Genomic DNA, 15,115 nt, shown 5'->3' with positions numbered 1-15,115 from the left:
AAGTGTGAAAAGGAAGATGTCGAATCATGGTTAACAGTATTGACAGTGATCTTCTGATCGTAGGTTCTGGTCTTGCTGGACTGAGGGCAGCGATTCAGGCAGCAAAAGTTGCTCCACATATCAAAATTGCCGTCATCTCAAAACTACAAGTCATGCGTTCGCATTCTGTTTCTGCTGAAGGTGGTACTGCAGCTGTTCTATATCCTGAAGATGGAGATACAATAGAGTCACATGTTTATGATACTGTAAAGGGAAGCGATTTTCTTGGCGATCAAGATGTAATTGAAAGACTAGTCAATGAGATGCCATCTGAGGTCTATCAACTTGAACATTGGGGAATGCCATGGTCAAGAAGAGATGACGGAAGGATTGGCCAGAGAAACTTTGGAGGATATAGCTTTCCAAGGGCAACATATGCTCAAGACAAAGTAGGATTTTACGAGATGCAAACTCTGTATGACACATGTCAAAAATTTGATAACATTGAATTCTATAACGAATGGTTTGTTACATCGATAGTCCATGACGGCCAAAGATTTTGCGGCCTCACTGCTATCGAGATGTCAAATGGCACTTTCTATACATTCAAGGCAAAGGCATTGATAATTGCAACTGGCGGAGCAGGAAGAGTATACAGCTTTTCAACTTACGCGCTAGCTTCGACTCCAGATGGTCTTGACATGGCATACAGGGCTGGAATGGCATTGAAGGACATGGAGTTTGTTCAGTTCCATCCTACTGGCATACTGCCTTCGGGAATCTTGATAACTGAAGGTGCCAGGGGAGAAGGAGGGTATCTTCTTAACAACAAGGGCGAGCGTTTTATGAAAAAATATGCCCCAAGCAAACTAGAGCTTGCATCAAGGGATGTTGTATCACGCGCAATGATTACTGAAATTAACGAAGGGCGAGGCTTCAAACATGATACTGGCGTGGATTGCCTGAAACTGGACTTGAGGCATCTGGGAAAGGAATTGATTATAAGAAAACTTCCTGCAATACGTGAGATATCGCTGAAATTCTCAGGAATAGACCCTTCTAATGAACCAGTAGATGTCAGGCCGGTATGCCATTACATGATGGGTGGTATTCACAGTAACATTGACGGTGCAACTGAAATTCAAGGTATATGGGCTGCAGGTGAAGCTGCATGCAACAGTGTTCATGGTGCAAATAGATTGGGTGCAAACTCTACTGCCGAATGTCTCGTGTGGGGTAAAATCACAGGCGAGCTTGCAGCTAAATACATCTTGGAAGAAAAGTCTTCTCCGCCATTTCCATTACATTTGGTTGCAACTGAGGAAAAAAGGATCTATGATGGAATATTTCGGGGTACAGGTAGTGTAAATCCATACGAGGTTAGGCAGGAATTAACAGAGATAATGAATAACAAGTCTTATGTTTTTAGAAATGAAACTGATCTTGTTGAGGGCCTCAAGTTAGTAAGAGCATTAAGACAAAAAACATGGAAACATGTAGACGACAAAGCTAAAGAGTACAATACCAACTTTACAAATGTGATGGAGCTTGATTCCATGTTTCGTGTATCTGAAGTAATTTTAATGGGTGCAATTTGGAGAAAAGAATCTCGAGGGGCGCATGCAAGAACTGATTATCCTGACAGGGACGACAAGAACTTTTTGGCTCACACTCTAGTTTACTATGACACAAAAGAGCCAGTCATCAAGACTCATCCTGTCACTATTACTAAATACAAGCCAGTGGAGAGAAAATACTGATGGCCGAACAGTTCTCTAACCGTGAAGGCATCAAGGGAATGATAAATCCTACTCGTTATGGATTGCACAGAGTAGCATATTGGCTACAAAGACTGAGTGGGCTTGGCCTGCTTGCATATTTGATTGGCCACATTTACGAAACAAGCACAATTCTAAACGGAAAGGCTGCATGGAACAACATGCTATCGCTAACGGAGACTCCTGGTGGTCACTTGGTACTTGTACTTGTAATAGGAATGTGTGTTTTTCATACGGGAAATGGAATACGACTAATGATAAGTGAGGGCGGAAAAGGCGTAGGAAAGCCCGGACAGCCTGAATATCCGTATCGTGCTTCTTCATTGAACTCAAAGCAGAGACTTTGCATCTGGGTATCAATAGCGCTTGCAGCGTTGGCAATGATGTATGGTGCCGGAGTATTATTTGGTAATTAAAATGAAAGAAAGCATAATCATGAAGATACATTATGGAACTGCGCTTGGAGCAGTGGCACTAGTAGCTGTGCACATTCTCATGAGACTGTCACAAAAGTTCTCTGATTCGTTACAATATCAAAATGTACTTGCAAATTATCACTTTCTACCATATGCGCTTATGCTTGAAGTCATACTGATCTTGTTGTCTGTACATGGATTCAATGGACTGCGAGTTATTCTGTTGGAGCTAAAACAAGGTGTTGCATATGAAAGAGCAATTAACTATGGTTCAATTGTTGCAATGATTGTTTTGGTAGCCTATGGTTCAAGAACTATATTGATGGCAGGAATGGGGCTCTCATAACAATGGCAACAGTAGAAGTTCCAAAGGAGCAAAAAGTAGAACCAACTACTCCAGCTCCTGCACCATCAAAGCCAAAGACAATAACACTTCGAATATCGCGGTTTAACCCGTCTGAGCATGCTGAAACAAAGTTTGAAGAGTTCAAGATTCCAGTCCAAAAATGGACTACTGTACTTGAGGCAATTCTGTATGTAAAACAAAGCCTTGATCATTCCGTTGCTGTCAGATATTCTTGCAGACAGGCATCATGTGGCTCATGTGGGATGAAAATTAATGGCAAGCCTCGCCTTGCTTGCTATACAAAGGTCTCTGAACTTGAATCAAATGTTATTACTGTAGAGCCAATGAACAACTTTCCTATAATTCGAGATTTGGCAGTTGACTTCAAGCAACTCTTCTCTACACATAAGAAGATGAAACCATTTATCATAAACGAGGAATCGGAGGTACAGCCTGGCACCAAGGAGTTTGTCCAGACACCAAAAGATCTTGAAAAGTTTCTGCAATTCTCATACTGTATAAAATGCGGTTTGTGCAACTCTGCATGCCCAACTATGGCAACAGACAAGTCGTTTATTGGTCCACAAGGCCTTGCCCAAGCATATCGATACACTGCAGATAACCGAGATCAAGGCAAAAAGGACAGGCTCAAGATAGTTGATCAGTCTCATGGAATATGGCGGTGTCACTTTGCAGGCTCGTGCAGTGATGTGTGTCCAAAGGGAGTGGATCCTGCAATGGCAATACAATTACTCCGAGGATACATGCTAGGATTTAGAAAATAGAATCTCTCTAAGGCTTTTTAGGATTTTTGCTAGAGTTTACCTGATTGTTGATGGCTTCGGCCATGAAATGATTTGAGACATTTAGTTTCACATCATTTACTCCATCTATCTTCAACAAGTTGTCATGAACATCTTGGGCAATCTTGAATCCAAATATTGCCGGACAGAAAGGACTGGTCAGGTGCAAATCTACTTTGACTTCTGGGCCTGCAATGTCGAATGTTATCTATCAATTCAAGCTCCATGATTGAGACATTGATTTCCGGATCAACTATTTTTGTCAATTCTTCGAAGATCTGTCTTCTCAAATCTGTAGACGCCTGCGACATAAATCAAAAAAGCGTCTATGCTATATATAACCATTCTAATTCCTAAATTGATGTACAGATCTAGATTAGACGGAAAGTTAGACGATGTAACATTAGAATTTCTCTCATCAATTTCTGACGACTTTGTAATTGCCCAGTATGATATTTTGGGAAGCCAAGCTCACACACTGATGCTCTTAGAAAATAAAATCATCAACAGGAAAGAGACAATCAAGATTCTAAATGCGCTTGAGAGGATAAAAAAAGAAAACATCTCAGAAAAATCTGAAGCCGAAGATATTCACGAGCTCATAGAGTCTCTGGTTATAAAAAAAGCCGGAAAAGAAGCTGGAGGAAAAATGCATACTGCAAGATCACGAAATGATCAAGTGGCACTTGATATTCGAATGAAGATTCGTGATGATATCAACGTGGTTTGTTTTTGCCTGAATCAAACAATAGAGACTCTCATTGATCTGGCAGAGAAAAACCAACGTGTCATAATGCCATTGTATACTCATACGCAGCAAGCCCAGATAGGCCTATTTTCTCACTTTCTTCTTGCGTATGCAGATGCGCTCTTCAGGGATCTTGATAGGTTCTATGTGGCATACGGACGTGTCAACGAGTCGCCACTAGGGGCAGGTCCTGTAGGCGGAACCAGCATTCCTATTGATAGGCAATTTACTGCCAAAATGCTTGGCTTCAAAGGCCTGGTGGAAAATTCTATCGATGCGACAACTTCCCGTGACTTTGTTGCTGAATATATTGGACATGCGGCAATATTGATGACAAACCTGAGCCGAATGGCAGAGGACTTTATCATTTGGTCCACATCAGAATTTTCTTTCATTGAACTAGCTGATAGGTTTACTTCAACTTCTAGTGTGATGCCACAAAAGAAAAACCCCGACGTGCTAGAGTTGATTCGAGGAAAGACATCCCAGGTCATAGGATACCAGATGTCTGTACTGTCAAATCTCAAGGGATTGCCATCTGGATACAATAGGGACTTGCAACAAATCAAGGTCTCAATATGGCCAACATCTAAAATAATAATATCGTCACTCTTGGTTGCAAACTCGCTTCTTAAGACAATGAAAGTAAATGAAAAGAAATTGCGTAAAGCAATAGATGGGGGATATTCGATATCTCTTGATATTGCAGAAGCTCTGGTAAGGAAAGGAATTCCTTTTAGGACTGCTCACAAAATTGTTGGCAATATGGTTCAAATTGCTTCCAATTCAAAAAAGCCACTCTCGGCACTTTCAGTCAATGAGGTAAAAACTGTGATCTCAGGCAATGAAATAGAACCAAGGGAATTGCATAAAATAATCCAGTCAACAACACCAGAGTCTTCACTTGAAACCCGAAAATCTCAAGGCTCTGCAGGAAAACATGAACAACAACGCATGATTGCTGACAGGAAACGCAAAGTTCAGGCCTACATTACAGGCACCAACAAAAGGACTAGTGAGACAAGAGAAGCCATTGAAGTGTTAAATGGCAAAGTACTGTCATTGATAAAAAACAAAGGTTAACGCAAACTAGACTTTGGATTTAGTTAGTTTGCCAAATATTTTGTTATGTACTGTAAGATCAATGCTTGCTATTTTTGCTCTTTTGAATGATTTTTAGTCCTGCACTTGTTCTCTTTTTTTGATTCCCTTGCTCTTTTCTTTGGGCACAGTATCTTTGATTGTTAGGTAATTTGTCTATGGTCTTACCCAGTTTGTTAATTGCGACAAGCGATAATTCGACCCATGAAGATATCAATTCCGCATTCACAAACGAGGCTGCAATAGACTTGTAGAGTGTTTTTACTAGCGGATCTGATTGATGGGTCGATTCCTTTAGGAATGCCTCCTTCATACCTTTGCAGTCATTGCGCAAATTTTTTAGATTTGACAAAGTCTCTTCATTTATGATCTGATTATGTGTAGATCCCATTTTCTGTCATCCTTTTTTCAAAATCCTTTGCCCTGTCATATGCCTCCTTGATGGGCTCTAGCGTTTGCTTTACTCTTTCACTTGTTTTACGTAATGCTTCTTTGAGATCGTCAAATTCTGCACTCTTTGGTAATTTTTCTATGGCGTTAGATAAGGTGTTAAGATCTTGTAAATGGCTAACTGTAAGTTGATAGTTATAGCCTACCGACTCGCAAAGCATGCTTAGAAAATGCCATTGTATTTTCTTATCAATGTCGTTTTCTTCATCACCATACTGATATAGCATATCAGAGTATTTGCGTACCATGTCTCCTATGGTTTTTAGATTCTGTCTATATTCTATGGGATAAAGCATCTATTCTTTCTCCCTCAATTCGTTTTTTACTCTTTTTGGATCTTCATCTTCTAACCACGTCTTTAATGCAATCTCTACTAATTGTGACAAATCTACATCTCCTGTCTATGGCATCTTTCTTTGCTTCCTTCCATACTGTGGGATCTATCTTGATTGATGTCGTTTCTCTTTTTACGGTTGGATCCAACTTAATCCTCACATGATCATTATACTACTAGTATTATTTAAATTTTGTAGTATTATTGCATTGATGGACGATTGTTAAACGAAAGTACAGAATCTGATGAAGCATCAACCAGATCATTATGGAGAATATTAACAGGTGGTTATACTGTAATCACAATGGAAGAATCTTTGGTGAACAAAGTCACGCATTTCATATCATCAACTAAACTGAAATGGCTTACAATTACACAATATCTAAAAAATAGATAAAGCTGAAATTAACTAAAATTTTTTGCAAATTATGACACATAAAGACGTGATTTTAATGGAGCATTCTTGACTTTTTCATTGATTTTACTTCACATGGCTATAGATAACAACTTTCTACAATGAGATGCAAGTATGTACCAATTCGTACAGCCACAAACCGACAAACCTAACTACACTGCAGGTCAGACGTGGGGGGCATTGAAGAAGGCATGGCGAGGATACAAAATTGCCAAAGTGCAAAGTGATCACGCCAGAATGTCAGAATATGCCAAAAAAATAAGAACCCTTCAGAATGACCTGGGAATAAAACAAGCAGAGTTCCCAGAATTACATCTGCATTAGTTAGAATTCCCTTCTTTTTAGAGGGAGTTTGCAGTGAAAACTATTAGATGAAATTTACAATTTTGGGATAATGGTAATTCTTAGTCAAATTATGATATGGCTCCATAGATTAACAACTTTTAGAGGAGAACCTATATTTGTTAAATATGTTCTACGAACTAAAATAACTTTATGAAAGCAAATTATACGTTAATACTAAAAGACAAAAGTTAGTTGATGTATTATAAATTCATAAAAGTAACTCGTAAGCACTTTTATTATTGACAACTTTTAGTACCGGCAACCCGATAGTTGACTTCTTTTACATATTGTTTAACGGAATATCTGAAATTCCTCTATTCAGTTCACCAATAACAGGAATACTAATTTTATCTGGTGTCTTGATAGCCTCAAGAAAAGCAGGTATTATGATGGCCCTGTCTGGACTGGTAGGTGCTGGCATGGCAATAATCCTTGGTGCAGATTATAAGCTAGTTACATTTGGCCTCTTTGGTTACAACTCCATACTTTCAGGAATGGCATTTTGGTCTGGTCCATTTTCTAAGACCAAAAGGGCAACATTTTGGTATTCCATCTTTGCTGCAGCTGCGACCGCTGTGTTTTGGATGGCTCAAACTCACATAATGGGAGATTTCTTTGTTCTAGGAGGCAATGGAACTGCGATACCTGGCTTTACTTCATCTTTTATATTCACAACATGGTTTCTTATGCTTGCGGCACAAAGATTTGGCCATGACGTAGGCCTCAAACAGGTAGGACAAACTTACAAGATGCACCATTATGGAGAAGATAATGTAAAGTTAGAAGTGCCAGAAGTGTCTGAACCCAAATTTAAATGGACTATACTAGAATTTATGAAATCTACGTTGAAGGGAGTTTCCCAAATAACATTTGTTGAAAACTGGAAGACTGGAGTTTTCTGGGTTGTTGGACTTACACTATCATTTGAGCTTGCACCGATGCTTACTGGAAATCCAACCCACTGGTGGTCAAATGGATATGCCGGCTCATCCAATCCATATTATCTTGCAGGGCTTATGGCACTGTGGGGTTCGGGGATTGGAACAGCTATGTCAATTCTTCTTGAAGATACCCACTTCTGAAACAAGAATTGGTCTGCATGGTTTTAACCAAGTCCTTGTAATGATTGCAATTACAAGCTTTCTTCCCTTGTCATGGATAACATTTCTTTACGGAACGCTTGCAACTGTGATGTGTACGTTTGTGATGTATTTCATGCAAAACTTCTTTGGCAAGTGGGGGTTACCAGCTTTGACGGGACCGTTTGTCTTTACAACTTGGTTCTTCTTGTTTGCAGTTTACGGATTTCAACACATACCTGCGGGTGTTGGCTGGGTTCGACCGTAAATTTCTATTTTGAAAATTTAGCCGGCGTCTACTGTGGCACATATTTTAGAAGACCTTATGCATTTTAGGATAATTCTTAAATTGATCTGGCCTTTGATTGTAAATTATTAAGGTTTACCTGTTTATCTTCTTGGTTACTTAATTTGTAAATATTCCAGATATCGTTGAATTTTGGATATTGGGTGGTGCATAGGCTGATGCATGTAGTGTTCCATAGACTGAATTTTGAATGGTCATTTCTATTATATGCGGAGTATCTGGAATGTCGTTTACTTCGGTATGAAATTGTGATGAGTAAAGGGTTCCAGAAAAGAGAACTCTCTCGTCATTTTTCATGGTTATAGTAACCTGGATGGTCTTGTCAGTAGTGTCGTCATATGAAAACAAAACGTTTGTTCCTTGGTTTACCGCGTTTAGCTGGACCGTCTGGAAGTATGGAGGCATAGTAGGATCAGATGTTTGGCCGCTGGAACCGTCATTATTATCAGAATTTGTAGGCGAGGTTGGCGATGAGTTTGTGGATGAGGCGGTCTGTGAACTTGCGCTACCGTCATTATTTGAATTCGAGTATGGGACGATTTGAACTGTGTTTCCTTGGCCAGGTGACTGGGTGTTATTTTGCTCTGGCGTTGTTGATATCACCTGGACTGGCTGGTTTACCTGAAGGTTACAGTTTGGGACCTCAATTACATGAGTAATCTCGGTGTGACCGTTGATTGTTTCTGCCATGCCCGGAACCGAGACTTGGCATATACCGTTTGTCTTCTCAAATACCTGACCTGTATATGCCTGCTTGATTAGGTTTTGCTGCGGAGGCTGAGTCACATTTGAGTCTGCTAAATTTGAGTTGCCAGCATTTCCTGAATTGGTATTAGAATTTCTAAGCAGGGTGCCATTTGCAATGGAATTTGTAACGTTTCCTTGGACGTGACCTGGTTGGTCAATACTTTGTTTGATGGTTTCAAGTGTAGAATTGTGAGAGCTGTCTTTTAGCAGATTTGGTAGAAAAACTATCGCTGCAGCTGCTATTATTCCAAAGACGATTAGTTTTCCTATCAACTTTCCATAGGTATTGCATTTTTGATAAAAGACGTGTAATGCATACAATTTGAGCAAATGTAGAAAAAGATTCTAGTGCGTACACCCAGAGTCAACCATCTCAGATCATAACAAGACTTGATCGAGTTGAAGAAATGATGTCAAAAGGTTGGAGACTTGTTATAACTCTACCATCTGAAAAAGCAGTTTTGGAGAAAAATGGGTTCGGAAAGCGACCTGTTTGAACTATATGTAAGAGCGGGTTCGCGGGGATTCGGACCCCGGACAGCCGGATTAAAAGTCCGGTACTCTACCTGGCTGAGCTACGAACCCACGCGAAAGGTCATAGTCGTGTATAATTTAGTCTTTTACAAAATTTTTAGATGAAAAGAAAGCTTTAAACTCAGATTTTTGTCCACAATATTTCAACGCCCTTGTAGTATAGAGAGGCTTGGGGTAAAATCCAATCCTTGTATAGCCCGGTCTAGAATGGGGCCCTGTCACGGCCTCGACGCGAGTTCAAATCCCGCCAAGGGCGCTTACACTTTTTTATGCTCAAAACTGTGCATGAATGTTCTGTTAGAGTCAGTTTGGCAGATTCAATTTCTCAAGAGTTTCATTGAGAATTTCCTGGCTTGCTGCTGCGATAAAAGAAATTCTTTGATCATAACCAAGACCAGAATCAAGTGGATTTGCATTTTTATCAACTATGACTCCTCCGGCCTCTAATGCGATAAGGTATCCAGCAGCAACATCTGTGACTCGCAGCTTTTCTCTGAGATCTACAAATAGGTCTACTCGACCGCTAGCAAATATTGCAAGCTCTAGTGCAACAGCACCAAAATGTCTAATGTGGTTAGATGCTGAAATGATAGGTGACAGTTTCTGCAGGGAAGCTTGGAGATATTCCAGACAAATCAACTCCTACCACAAAGTAAAGCGGTTTTTTCTTGTGGACCGTAATTTTTTTTCCATTCATAAAAGATCCTTTACCCATTGATGCAGAATACATATCTCCAGTGTACAAGTCAATGATTACTGCATCGGTAACAGAGCTAAGCGTATCCTTTGTGGCAAATGCAAGGGAGCAACACGAAAAGGGAATACCCCTTACTGCATTTGTAGATCCATCTACCGCATCCATTATTATGAAGCCTTCAGGATTTTTTGAAAGTTCAACCTTGCCGCATTCTTCGCCAAGAACTATGCATGGAAAATTAACCTCCTTTAGATAATCCAAAACTGTTTTCTCTGCTACTATGTCTATTCGTCGCGATATGTCTCCTCCAGCCCCTCTGCCAAAATCTCCCGCCGACTCTTCTGTTCCAGGAAGATGCTTGACATTCTCATAAACTCTCTTTGCAGCTTGCTCTAAAATCTCAATTTTTTCCACAGATTTTTCATCTCCGATCCTAATTTATTTCAAGTAATCAAGAAAACATCTCAATGCATAAATAGCAAAAGAAGTTGTGCCAATATGTGAGCGGCAAAGACGAATCTATTTTTAGCAAAGAGGCTTTGATGTCAACAAAACCAGGTAAGGACATAGTAAAACAAGCGTTATTCAAAAGTAAGGGCTATAGGCAATTTGATAAATACAAAAAGGAAGCAGAGGATGAACTTCCAAAATTTACAAAGAGATTTGCAGAAGATCTATTAAAACAAATAAAATCTGATAACACTCCTAACGAAACTCAAGAAAAATTTGCCGCTGAAGTAGGTTCAAGTGAGATAACTTTGGAGAAATCCCAAATAGATTCGGTCAAAAAAAGGCTTGAAGACTATGATACCCTGTTTGATAGGGTCACTCGAATTCTTAATTCAAACTTTGTTAAAATGACATTTCCAGTTTTTAGTGCTCTGTATGACGCCTCATCGCAGTATTTCGGTGATGCAAATGACGCCAAAAAGAAGACTGACATCATAGATGGTCACATTATTGCAATAGATCTAAGCGAGCCAATGGACAGGATAATGGACAAGGATGAGGACGTGGAATATCTTGATGATTACAAGCTAATGAACCCATACATTCTGCAACTTGCCAGAACTAAGATTGGAAGCGGAGGGCCAGAGGTATTGGAAGAATTTGAACGAGGATTCAAAGATGCAAGAATAGGTCAGTATGTAGATTTTAAACTGAAAATGAAACCAAAGGGGATCACCGAGGAGGCCATGATTGAATGTTATAAAAAATACAGAGCAGTCATGGGTACTGCAGGAAAGAACATGACACTTGCACGACTTCCTCTGGGCGAAATTTTCTATCTGGGTATGGCAAAAGCAGCTGAATCGGTGGGATGTGGCAACGAGATTGAAGACTCGATAAAGAACAAATTTGTAAAAATTCCTTCTTGGCCGCTCTATTATACAATCCTGACAAATGATGTGCAAAAAGGGTTTGAATTTACAATGAAAAAGAGCGAACTGTATCTAAGTGAAGCAAGGCTGGCTTTGGAACTCTTGCCTGAAAACTTTTCGCATAGGGACTTTCTTGAATTCCTATTTCTTACTGTGGAACATTACAACTCGTTCTGGTTTAATCAACTACAAAAACAGAAACTTTGGTCAGAATTTGATTCTAAACTACCCAAGTGATAGAAAATGATGTGGTCTGAAAAATATAGGCCAAAAAATCTTCTTGAAATGATTGGTAATGAAGAAGCAAAGGAGTCGTTTGTCAAGTGGATTGCAAAGTGGGTCAAGGGAACAAAGCCGCTGCTCTTGGTTGGGCCTCCGGGCATTGGAAAGACCACAATGGCAATGCTTTGCGCTAAACAGTTTGGGTATGATCTGATAAGTCTCAACGCAAGTGATGTCAGAAATAAACAACGCATACAAGAGATACTTAACCCAGTTCTGGGAAATACCGGCGTCCTTGGCAAATCAATGATAATTTTTGTGGATGAAGTGGATGGAATTCATGGCAGATCTGACTTTGGAGGCGTGGGGGCACTTGTAGATATTCTAAAGGAACCCACAGTGCCAATAATCCTGGCTGCAAATTCTGATACTTCTGATAAAATGAAGGACATCAAGAAAGCCACCACCACCATAAGAATGAGACCCATCCCGCCCAGACTTTTACGATTTTACTTGGAAGAGATTTTGAGACGGGAAGGTGCTTCCCTTAAGATTGGAACCATGATAAAATTAGTTCTTGATTCAAGAGGTGATATCCGATCCATTCTAAATTCTTCTCAAGCTCTTGTATCTGGATTTGAACCGCAAACTGAAAAATCCTTTGAAACAACAGATATCGAATCTGCAATAAACGCATTTTTCAAAGCAAAATCGTCTCAGGAAGCAATGGCCATACTTTATTCTTTAAGGATTGATCCACGAGAAAAGATAGATGCATTTTATTCAAGTGTAATAACAAGTCCACTCTCAAAAGAAGACATGCAAAAGATGCTGGATGTAATCTCAGAAGCTGATATGCTTTATGGAAAAATAATGAGAGAACAACAATGGAGACTTTTACGATATCTTGATTCAATTCTTGCCAGGCTCTACAAGATTGATGCCCCTGTTAGATATTCGCAATATAATCTACCTTGGCCTCTAATAACTCGGTTGAGATGGGATGGTAAAGCAATAAAGGAACTTGAAGCAAAGCTGGCAAAACACATGCATGTATCTAGAAGTGCTTTTGCAACTTTTTATTTTCCATATCTTCTGATGTGCATCAAAAACAAGACACTAGCAATGGATCTCAATGATGCCGAAAATGAAATCATCCAAAAGGAGATGGCTATCATAAAATGAGCTGGCGTACAATGCCTATGAAATTCCCAGGGACTTGTATAGTTTGTAAGAAAAAGATTGAAGTAAATGAAGTTGCATTGTGGGCAAAAGGCTTAGGGGTTAAACATCAGGCGTGTTCTGAGGTTGTAGATCTAAAATGTGCCATCTGTGGAGGACCTGCAGGATGTCTACAATGTGAATTCACAGATGACTGTGACAGAAATAAGGTCTCGCAGATGTGTATATGCAAAAAATGTCATGAGGGAAAGGACGTCTTTGTTCTCTATCAGAAGGCAATTTCAAACCATTTCCCAATCCTGAATCTAAAAGACTGAATTTGCCGACTAGTGCTTTGATTAGTCAAGAGTAAAAAGTTAAAATTTAACCTCAATAGAGTCTCATCAATGCCAGAAGGAACCACCAAGATTACTCCAGTTGATCCAATATTTCATGGAGAGTCAAACTATGAGGTAGGGCTTGAAAACTTGCTTGCCGAGACAAAAGAAAAGGCCAGAAAACTGCAATCCGATCCAAATGGGAACGAAGAGACTATAAAAGAACTAACTGAACAGTTGCAGGTTCTGGAGACTTTGTGGGAAAACTATCATATCGGAATGAACGTTTTCAGAAACGCAAAGGGTGGCCGTGACGGAATTCGAGAAATCCATCCTGAGTAAATTAATATAGGTTAAGAGTCGCTTCTAATTCGAAACATGCATTCTGAAAAATTGAAAAATTTTTTGCAGAAAAAGAGACAAGCAGAACAGAGTGGTGGAGAAGAAAGAATTCAAGCTCAGCATGAAAAAGGTAAGCTTACTGCAAGGGAGAGAGTAGATCTTTTACTTGATGAGGGTAGTTTCACAGAGATTGATGCTCTTGTGACACATCATTATTACGAATTTGACATGCAAAACAAAAAATTCTATGGGGATGGTGTATTGACCGGCTATGGAACAATAAACGGTCGTAAAGTTTTCCTTTTTGCCTATGATTTTACAGTTCTTGGCGGAACATTAAGCGAGATGGGAGCCAAAAAAATAACCAAAGTCATGGAACATGCAATACGTGCAGGGTGTCCAATAATTGGAATAGCAGATTCCGGAGGTGCTAGAATCCAGGAAGGAATTCTAAGTCTTGATGGATTTGCCAGTATATTCTATCGCAATCAACTTGCCTCTGGTGTAATTCCTCAAATTACTTGTAGTATAGGTCCATCTGCTGGCGGAGCAGTATATTCTCCTGCAATGACCGATTTTGTTATAATGGTAGACAAGATTGCAACCATGTTTGTAACAGGTCCTGAAGTAGTCAAGACTGTTCTTGGAGAAGAGGTTTCATTTGACGAACTTGGAGGTGCAATGTCTCACGGAAAAATTAGTGGCGTTTCACATTTTGTTGCCAAAAATGAATATCAATGCATGGACATTGTCAAGTCCATACTGTCGTACATGCCTCAAAACAGTACTGAGGAACCGCCTGTAGTAGATACTGGTGATGATCCAAACAGACTTGATAATAATTTGATAAACATAGTTCCTGAGAATCCATTACAGCCTTATGACATGAAAGAAATCATACATTCAATTGTTGATAATCACCAGTTCTTTGAGATTCATGAATTGTTTGCATCAAATGTAATTGTGGGATTTGGCAGACTGCATGGAAAAACTGTGGGAATTGTGGCAAATCAACCCATGGTATTGGCAGGTGCATTAGATATTGATTCATCAAACAAGGCGTCAAGATTTGTTAGACTCTGTGATTGCTACAACATTCCAATTGTCACTCTTGTCGATACTCCGGGATACATGCCAGGAACTCAACAAGAACACGGTGGTATAATCAGACATGGAAGCAAACTCTTGTATGCATACTGTGAAGCTACAGTACCAAAAATCACTATTATAATTGGAAAAGCCTACGGAGGCGCTTACATTGCAATGGGCAGCAAGAACTTGGGCACAGATATGAACTATGCATGGCCAACAGCTCAAATCGCAGTATTGGGTTCAGAAGCTGCAGTAAGAATTATGAATAGAAAGGAGATTGAGGCCGCAAAGGATCCTGCAGCACTAAAAAAACAACTTGTTGATAATTTCACTGAAAAGTTTGCAAATCCCTATGTGGCGGCATCGTATGGTACTATTGATACCGTGATTGATCCTGCTGAAACTAGACCTGCTATTATTCGCGCTTTAGAAGCTCTTGCAAACAAGAGGGAAAGAAGAATTCCACGCAAACACGGAAACATAAATCTCTAACTTGGAT

Annotated in this window: 17 protein-coding genes, 2 tRNA genes and 1 pseudogene; 13 read left to right on the top strand and 7 right to left on the bottom strand. The window is 39.7% G+C overall.

Going from position 1 to position 15,115, the window contains the following annotated elements:
• Positions 1-26 precede the first annotated feature (26 nt).
• The 4 genes from DYY67_RS04865 to DYY67_RS04850 are packed head-to-tail and all read left to right on the top strand — an operon-like array spanning position 27 to position 3,304.
• Positions 27-1,739, top strand: a complete 1,713-nt coding sequence (locus tag DYY67_RS04865; protein WP_166391223.1) for a succinate dehydrogenase/fumarate reductase flavoprotein subunit — start codon at positions 27-29, stop codon at positions 1,737-1,739.
• Positions 1,739-2,173, top strand: a complete 435-nt coding sequence (locus tag DYY67_RS04860) for a succinate dehydrogenase (RefSeq protein WP_166391221.1) — start codon at positions 1,739-1,741, stop codon at positions 2,171-2,173. The genes DYY67_RS04865 and DYY67_RS04860 overlap by 1 nt, the downstream gene beginning before the upstream one ends.
• Position 2,174: 1 nt before the next feature.
• Positions 2,175-2,519, top strand: coding sequence for a succinate dehydrogenase (locus tag DYY67_RS04855; RefSeq protein WP_166391219.1), 345 nt, complete (start codon positions 2,175-2,177; stop codon positions 2,517-2,519).
• 2 nt (positions 2,520-2,521) lie between these two features.
• The gene (locus DYY67_RS04850) at positions 2,522-3,304 is read left to right on the top strand and encodes a succinate dehydrogenase/fumarate reductase iron-sulfur subunit (RefSeq protein WP_166391217.1); all 783 of its coding nucleotides are present in this window, start codon (positions 2,522-2,524) and stop codon (positions 3,302-3,304) included.
• 7 nt (positions 3,305-3,311) lie between these two features.
• Here DYY67_RS04850 and DYY67_RS04845 read toward each other — a convergent pair.
• Positions 3,312-3,633, bottom strand: a pseudogene (locus tag DYY67_RS04845) (metal-sulfur cluster assembly factor).
• Positions 3,634-3,683: 50 nt separating this feature from the next.
• On the opposite strand from DYY67_RS04845, the gene argH reads away from it, so the two are divergent.
• Positions 3,684-5,153, top strand: coding sequence for an argininosuccinate lyase (gene argH, locus DYY67_RS04840; RefSeq protein WP_166391215.1), 1,470 nt, complete (start codon positions 3,684-3,686; stop codon positions 5,151-5,153).
• A 58-nt stretch (positions 5,154-5,211) separates the two neighbouring features.
• On the opposite strand, the gene DYY67_RS04835 is transcribed toward argH, so the two are convergent.
• Positions 5,212-5,484: a hypothetical protein gene (locus DYY67_RS04835; RefSeq protein ID WP_166391213.1), complete on the bottom strand. Its 273-nt coding sequence runs from the start codon at positions 5,482-5,484 to the stop codon at positions 5,212-5,214.
• Positions 5,485-5,545: 61 nt separating this feature from the next.
• Positions 5,546-5,917: a hypothetical protein gene (locus DYY67_RS04830; protein WP_166391211.1), complete on the bottom strand. Its 372-nt coding sequence runs from the start codon at positions 5,915-5,917 to the stop codon at positions 5,546-5,548.
• 567 nt (positions 5,918-6,484) lie between these two features.
• On the opposite strand from DYY67_RS04830, the gene DYY67_RS04825 reads away from it, so the two are divergent.
• The 3 genes from DYY67_RS04825 to DYY67_RS04815 all read left to right on the top strand — a co-directional run bounded on the left by DYY67_RS04825 (position 6,485) and on the right by DYY67_RS04815 (position 8,062).
• Positions 6,485-6,694: a hypothetical protein gene (locus DYY67_RS04825; protein WP_166391209.1), complete on the top strand. Its 210-nt coding sequence runs from the start codon at positions 6,485-6,487 to the stop codon at positions 6,692-6,694.
• Between the two features lie 260 nt (positions 6,695-6,954).
• Complete coding sequence (locus DYY67_RS04820) at positions 6,955-7,797, top strand: urea transporter (protein ID WP_166391207.1); 843 nt, start codon at positions 6,955-6,957, stop codon at positions 7,795-7,797.
• A complete protein-coding gene (locus tag DYY67_RS04815; protein ID WP_166391205.1) occupies positions 7,778-8,062 on the top strand; it encodes an urea transporter in 285 nt (94 codons plus the stop codon). Before DYY67_RS04820 ends, DYY67_RS04815 begins: the two co-directional genes overlap by 20 nt.
• A gap of 138 nt (positions 8,063-8,200) precedes the next feature.
• Here DYY67_RS04815 and DYY67_RS04810 read toward each other — a convergent pair whose 3' ends face one another.
• Together DYY67_RS04810 and DYY67_RS04805 are read right to left on the bottom strand one after the other, a co-directional pair.
• Positions 8,201-9,121 carry a hypothetical protein gene (locus DYY67_RS04810; protein ID WP_166391203.1) on the bottom strand — a complete coding sequence of 307 codons (921 nt, stop codon included), beginning with the start codon at positions 9,119-9,121 and terminating at the stop codon, positions 8,201-8,203.
• Positions 9,122-9,359: 238 nt separating this feature from the next.
• Positions 9,360-9,433 (bottom strand) — tRNA-Lys (locus DYY67_RS04805).
• 97 nt (positions 9,434-9,530) lie between these two features.
• Between DYY67_RS04805 and DYY67_RS04800 the strand changes: the two genes are divergently transcribed.
• Positions 9,531-9,638, top strand: a tRNA-Asp gene (locus DYY67_RS04800).
• A 47-nt stretch (positions 9,639-9,685) separates the two neighbouring features.
• On the opposite strand, the gene DYY67_RS11555 is transcribed toward DYY67_RS04800, so the two are convergent.
• Both DYY67_RS11555 and DYY67_RS04795 read right to left on the bottom strand, forming a co-directional pair.
• The gene (locus tag DYY67_RS11555) at positions 9,686-10,021 is read right to left on the bottom strand and encodes an inositol monophosphatase family protein (protein ID WP_320415971.1); all 336 of its coding nucleotides are present in this window, start codon (positions 10,019-10,021) and stop codon (positions 9,686-9,688) included.
• Positions 9,957-10,493: an inositol monophosphatase family protein gene (locus tag DYY67_RS04795; protein WP_320415970.1), complete on the bottom strand. Its 537-nt coding sequence runs from the start codon at positions 10,491-10,493 to the stop codon at positions 9,957-9,959. Before DYY67_RS04795 ends, DYY67_RS11555 begins: the two co-directional genes overlap by 65 nt.
• 86 nt (positions 10,494-10,579) lie before the next feature.
• Here DYY67_RS04795 and DYY67_RS04790 point away from each other — a divergent pair, with 86 nt between their 5' ends.
• From DYY67_RS04790 to DYY67_RS04770, 4 genes are all read left to right on the top strand, one after another.
• Complete coding sequence (locus tag DYY67_RS04790) at positions 10,580-11,698, top strand: hypothetical protein (RefSeq protein ID WP_166391201.1); 1,119 nt, start codon at positions 10,580-10,582, stop codon at positions 11,696-11,698.
• A 9-nt stretch (positions 11,699-11,707) separates the two neighbouring features.
• Positions 11,708-12,868, top strand: coding sequence for an AAA family ATPase (locus DYY67_RS04785; RefSeq protein WP_166391267.1), 1,161 nt, complete (start codon positions 11,708-11,710; stop codon positions 12,866-12,868).
• A gap of 383 nt (positions 12,869-13,251) precedes the next feature.
• Positions 13,252-13,524 carry a hypothetical protein gene (locus DYY67_RS04775; RefSeq protein WP_166391197.1) on the top strand — a complete coding sequence of 91 codons (273 nt, stop codon included), beginning with the start codon at positions 13,252-13,254 and terminating at the stop codon, positions 13,522-13,524.
• Positions 13,525-13,560: 36 nt separating this feature from the next.
• Positions 13,561-15,108 (top strand): acyl-CoA carboxylase subunit beta, encoded by a 1,548-nt coding sequence (locus DYY67_RS04770; RefSeq protein ID WP_166391195.1) that lies wholly within the window; start codon positions 13,561-13,563, stop codon positions 15,106-15,108.
• Positions 15,109-15,115 lie beyond the last annotated feature (7 nt).

Origin of the sequence: Candidatus Nitrosotalea sp. TS (assembly GCF_011319465.1) — an archaeon.
Lineage (GTDB): Archaea > Thermoproteota > Nitrososphaeria > Nitrososphaerales > Nitrosopumilaceae > Nitrosotalea.
This window is presented reverse-complemented; position numbering and strand designations above follow the sequence as displayed.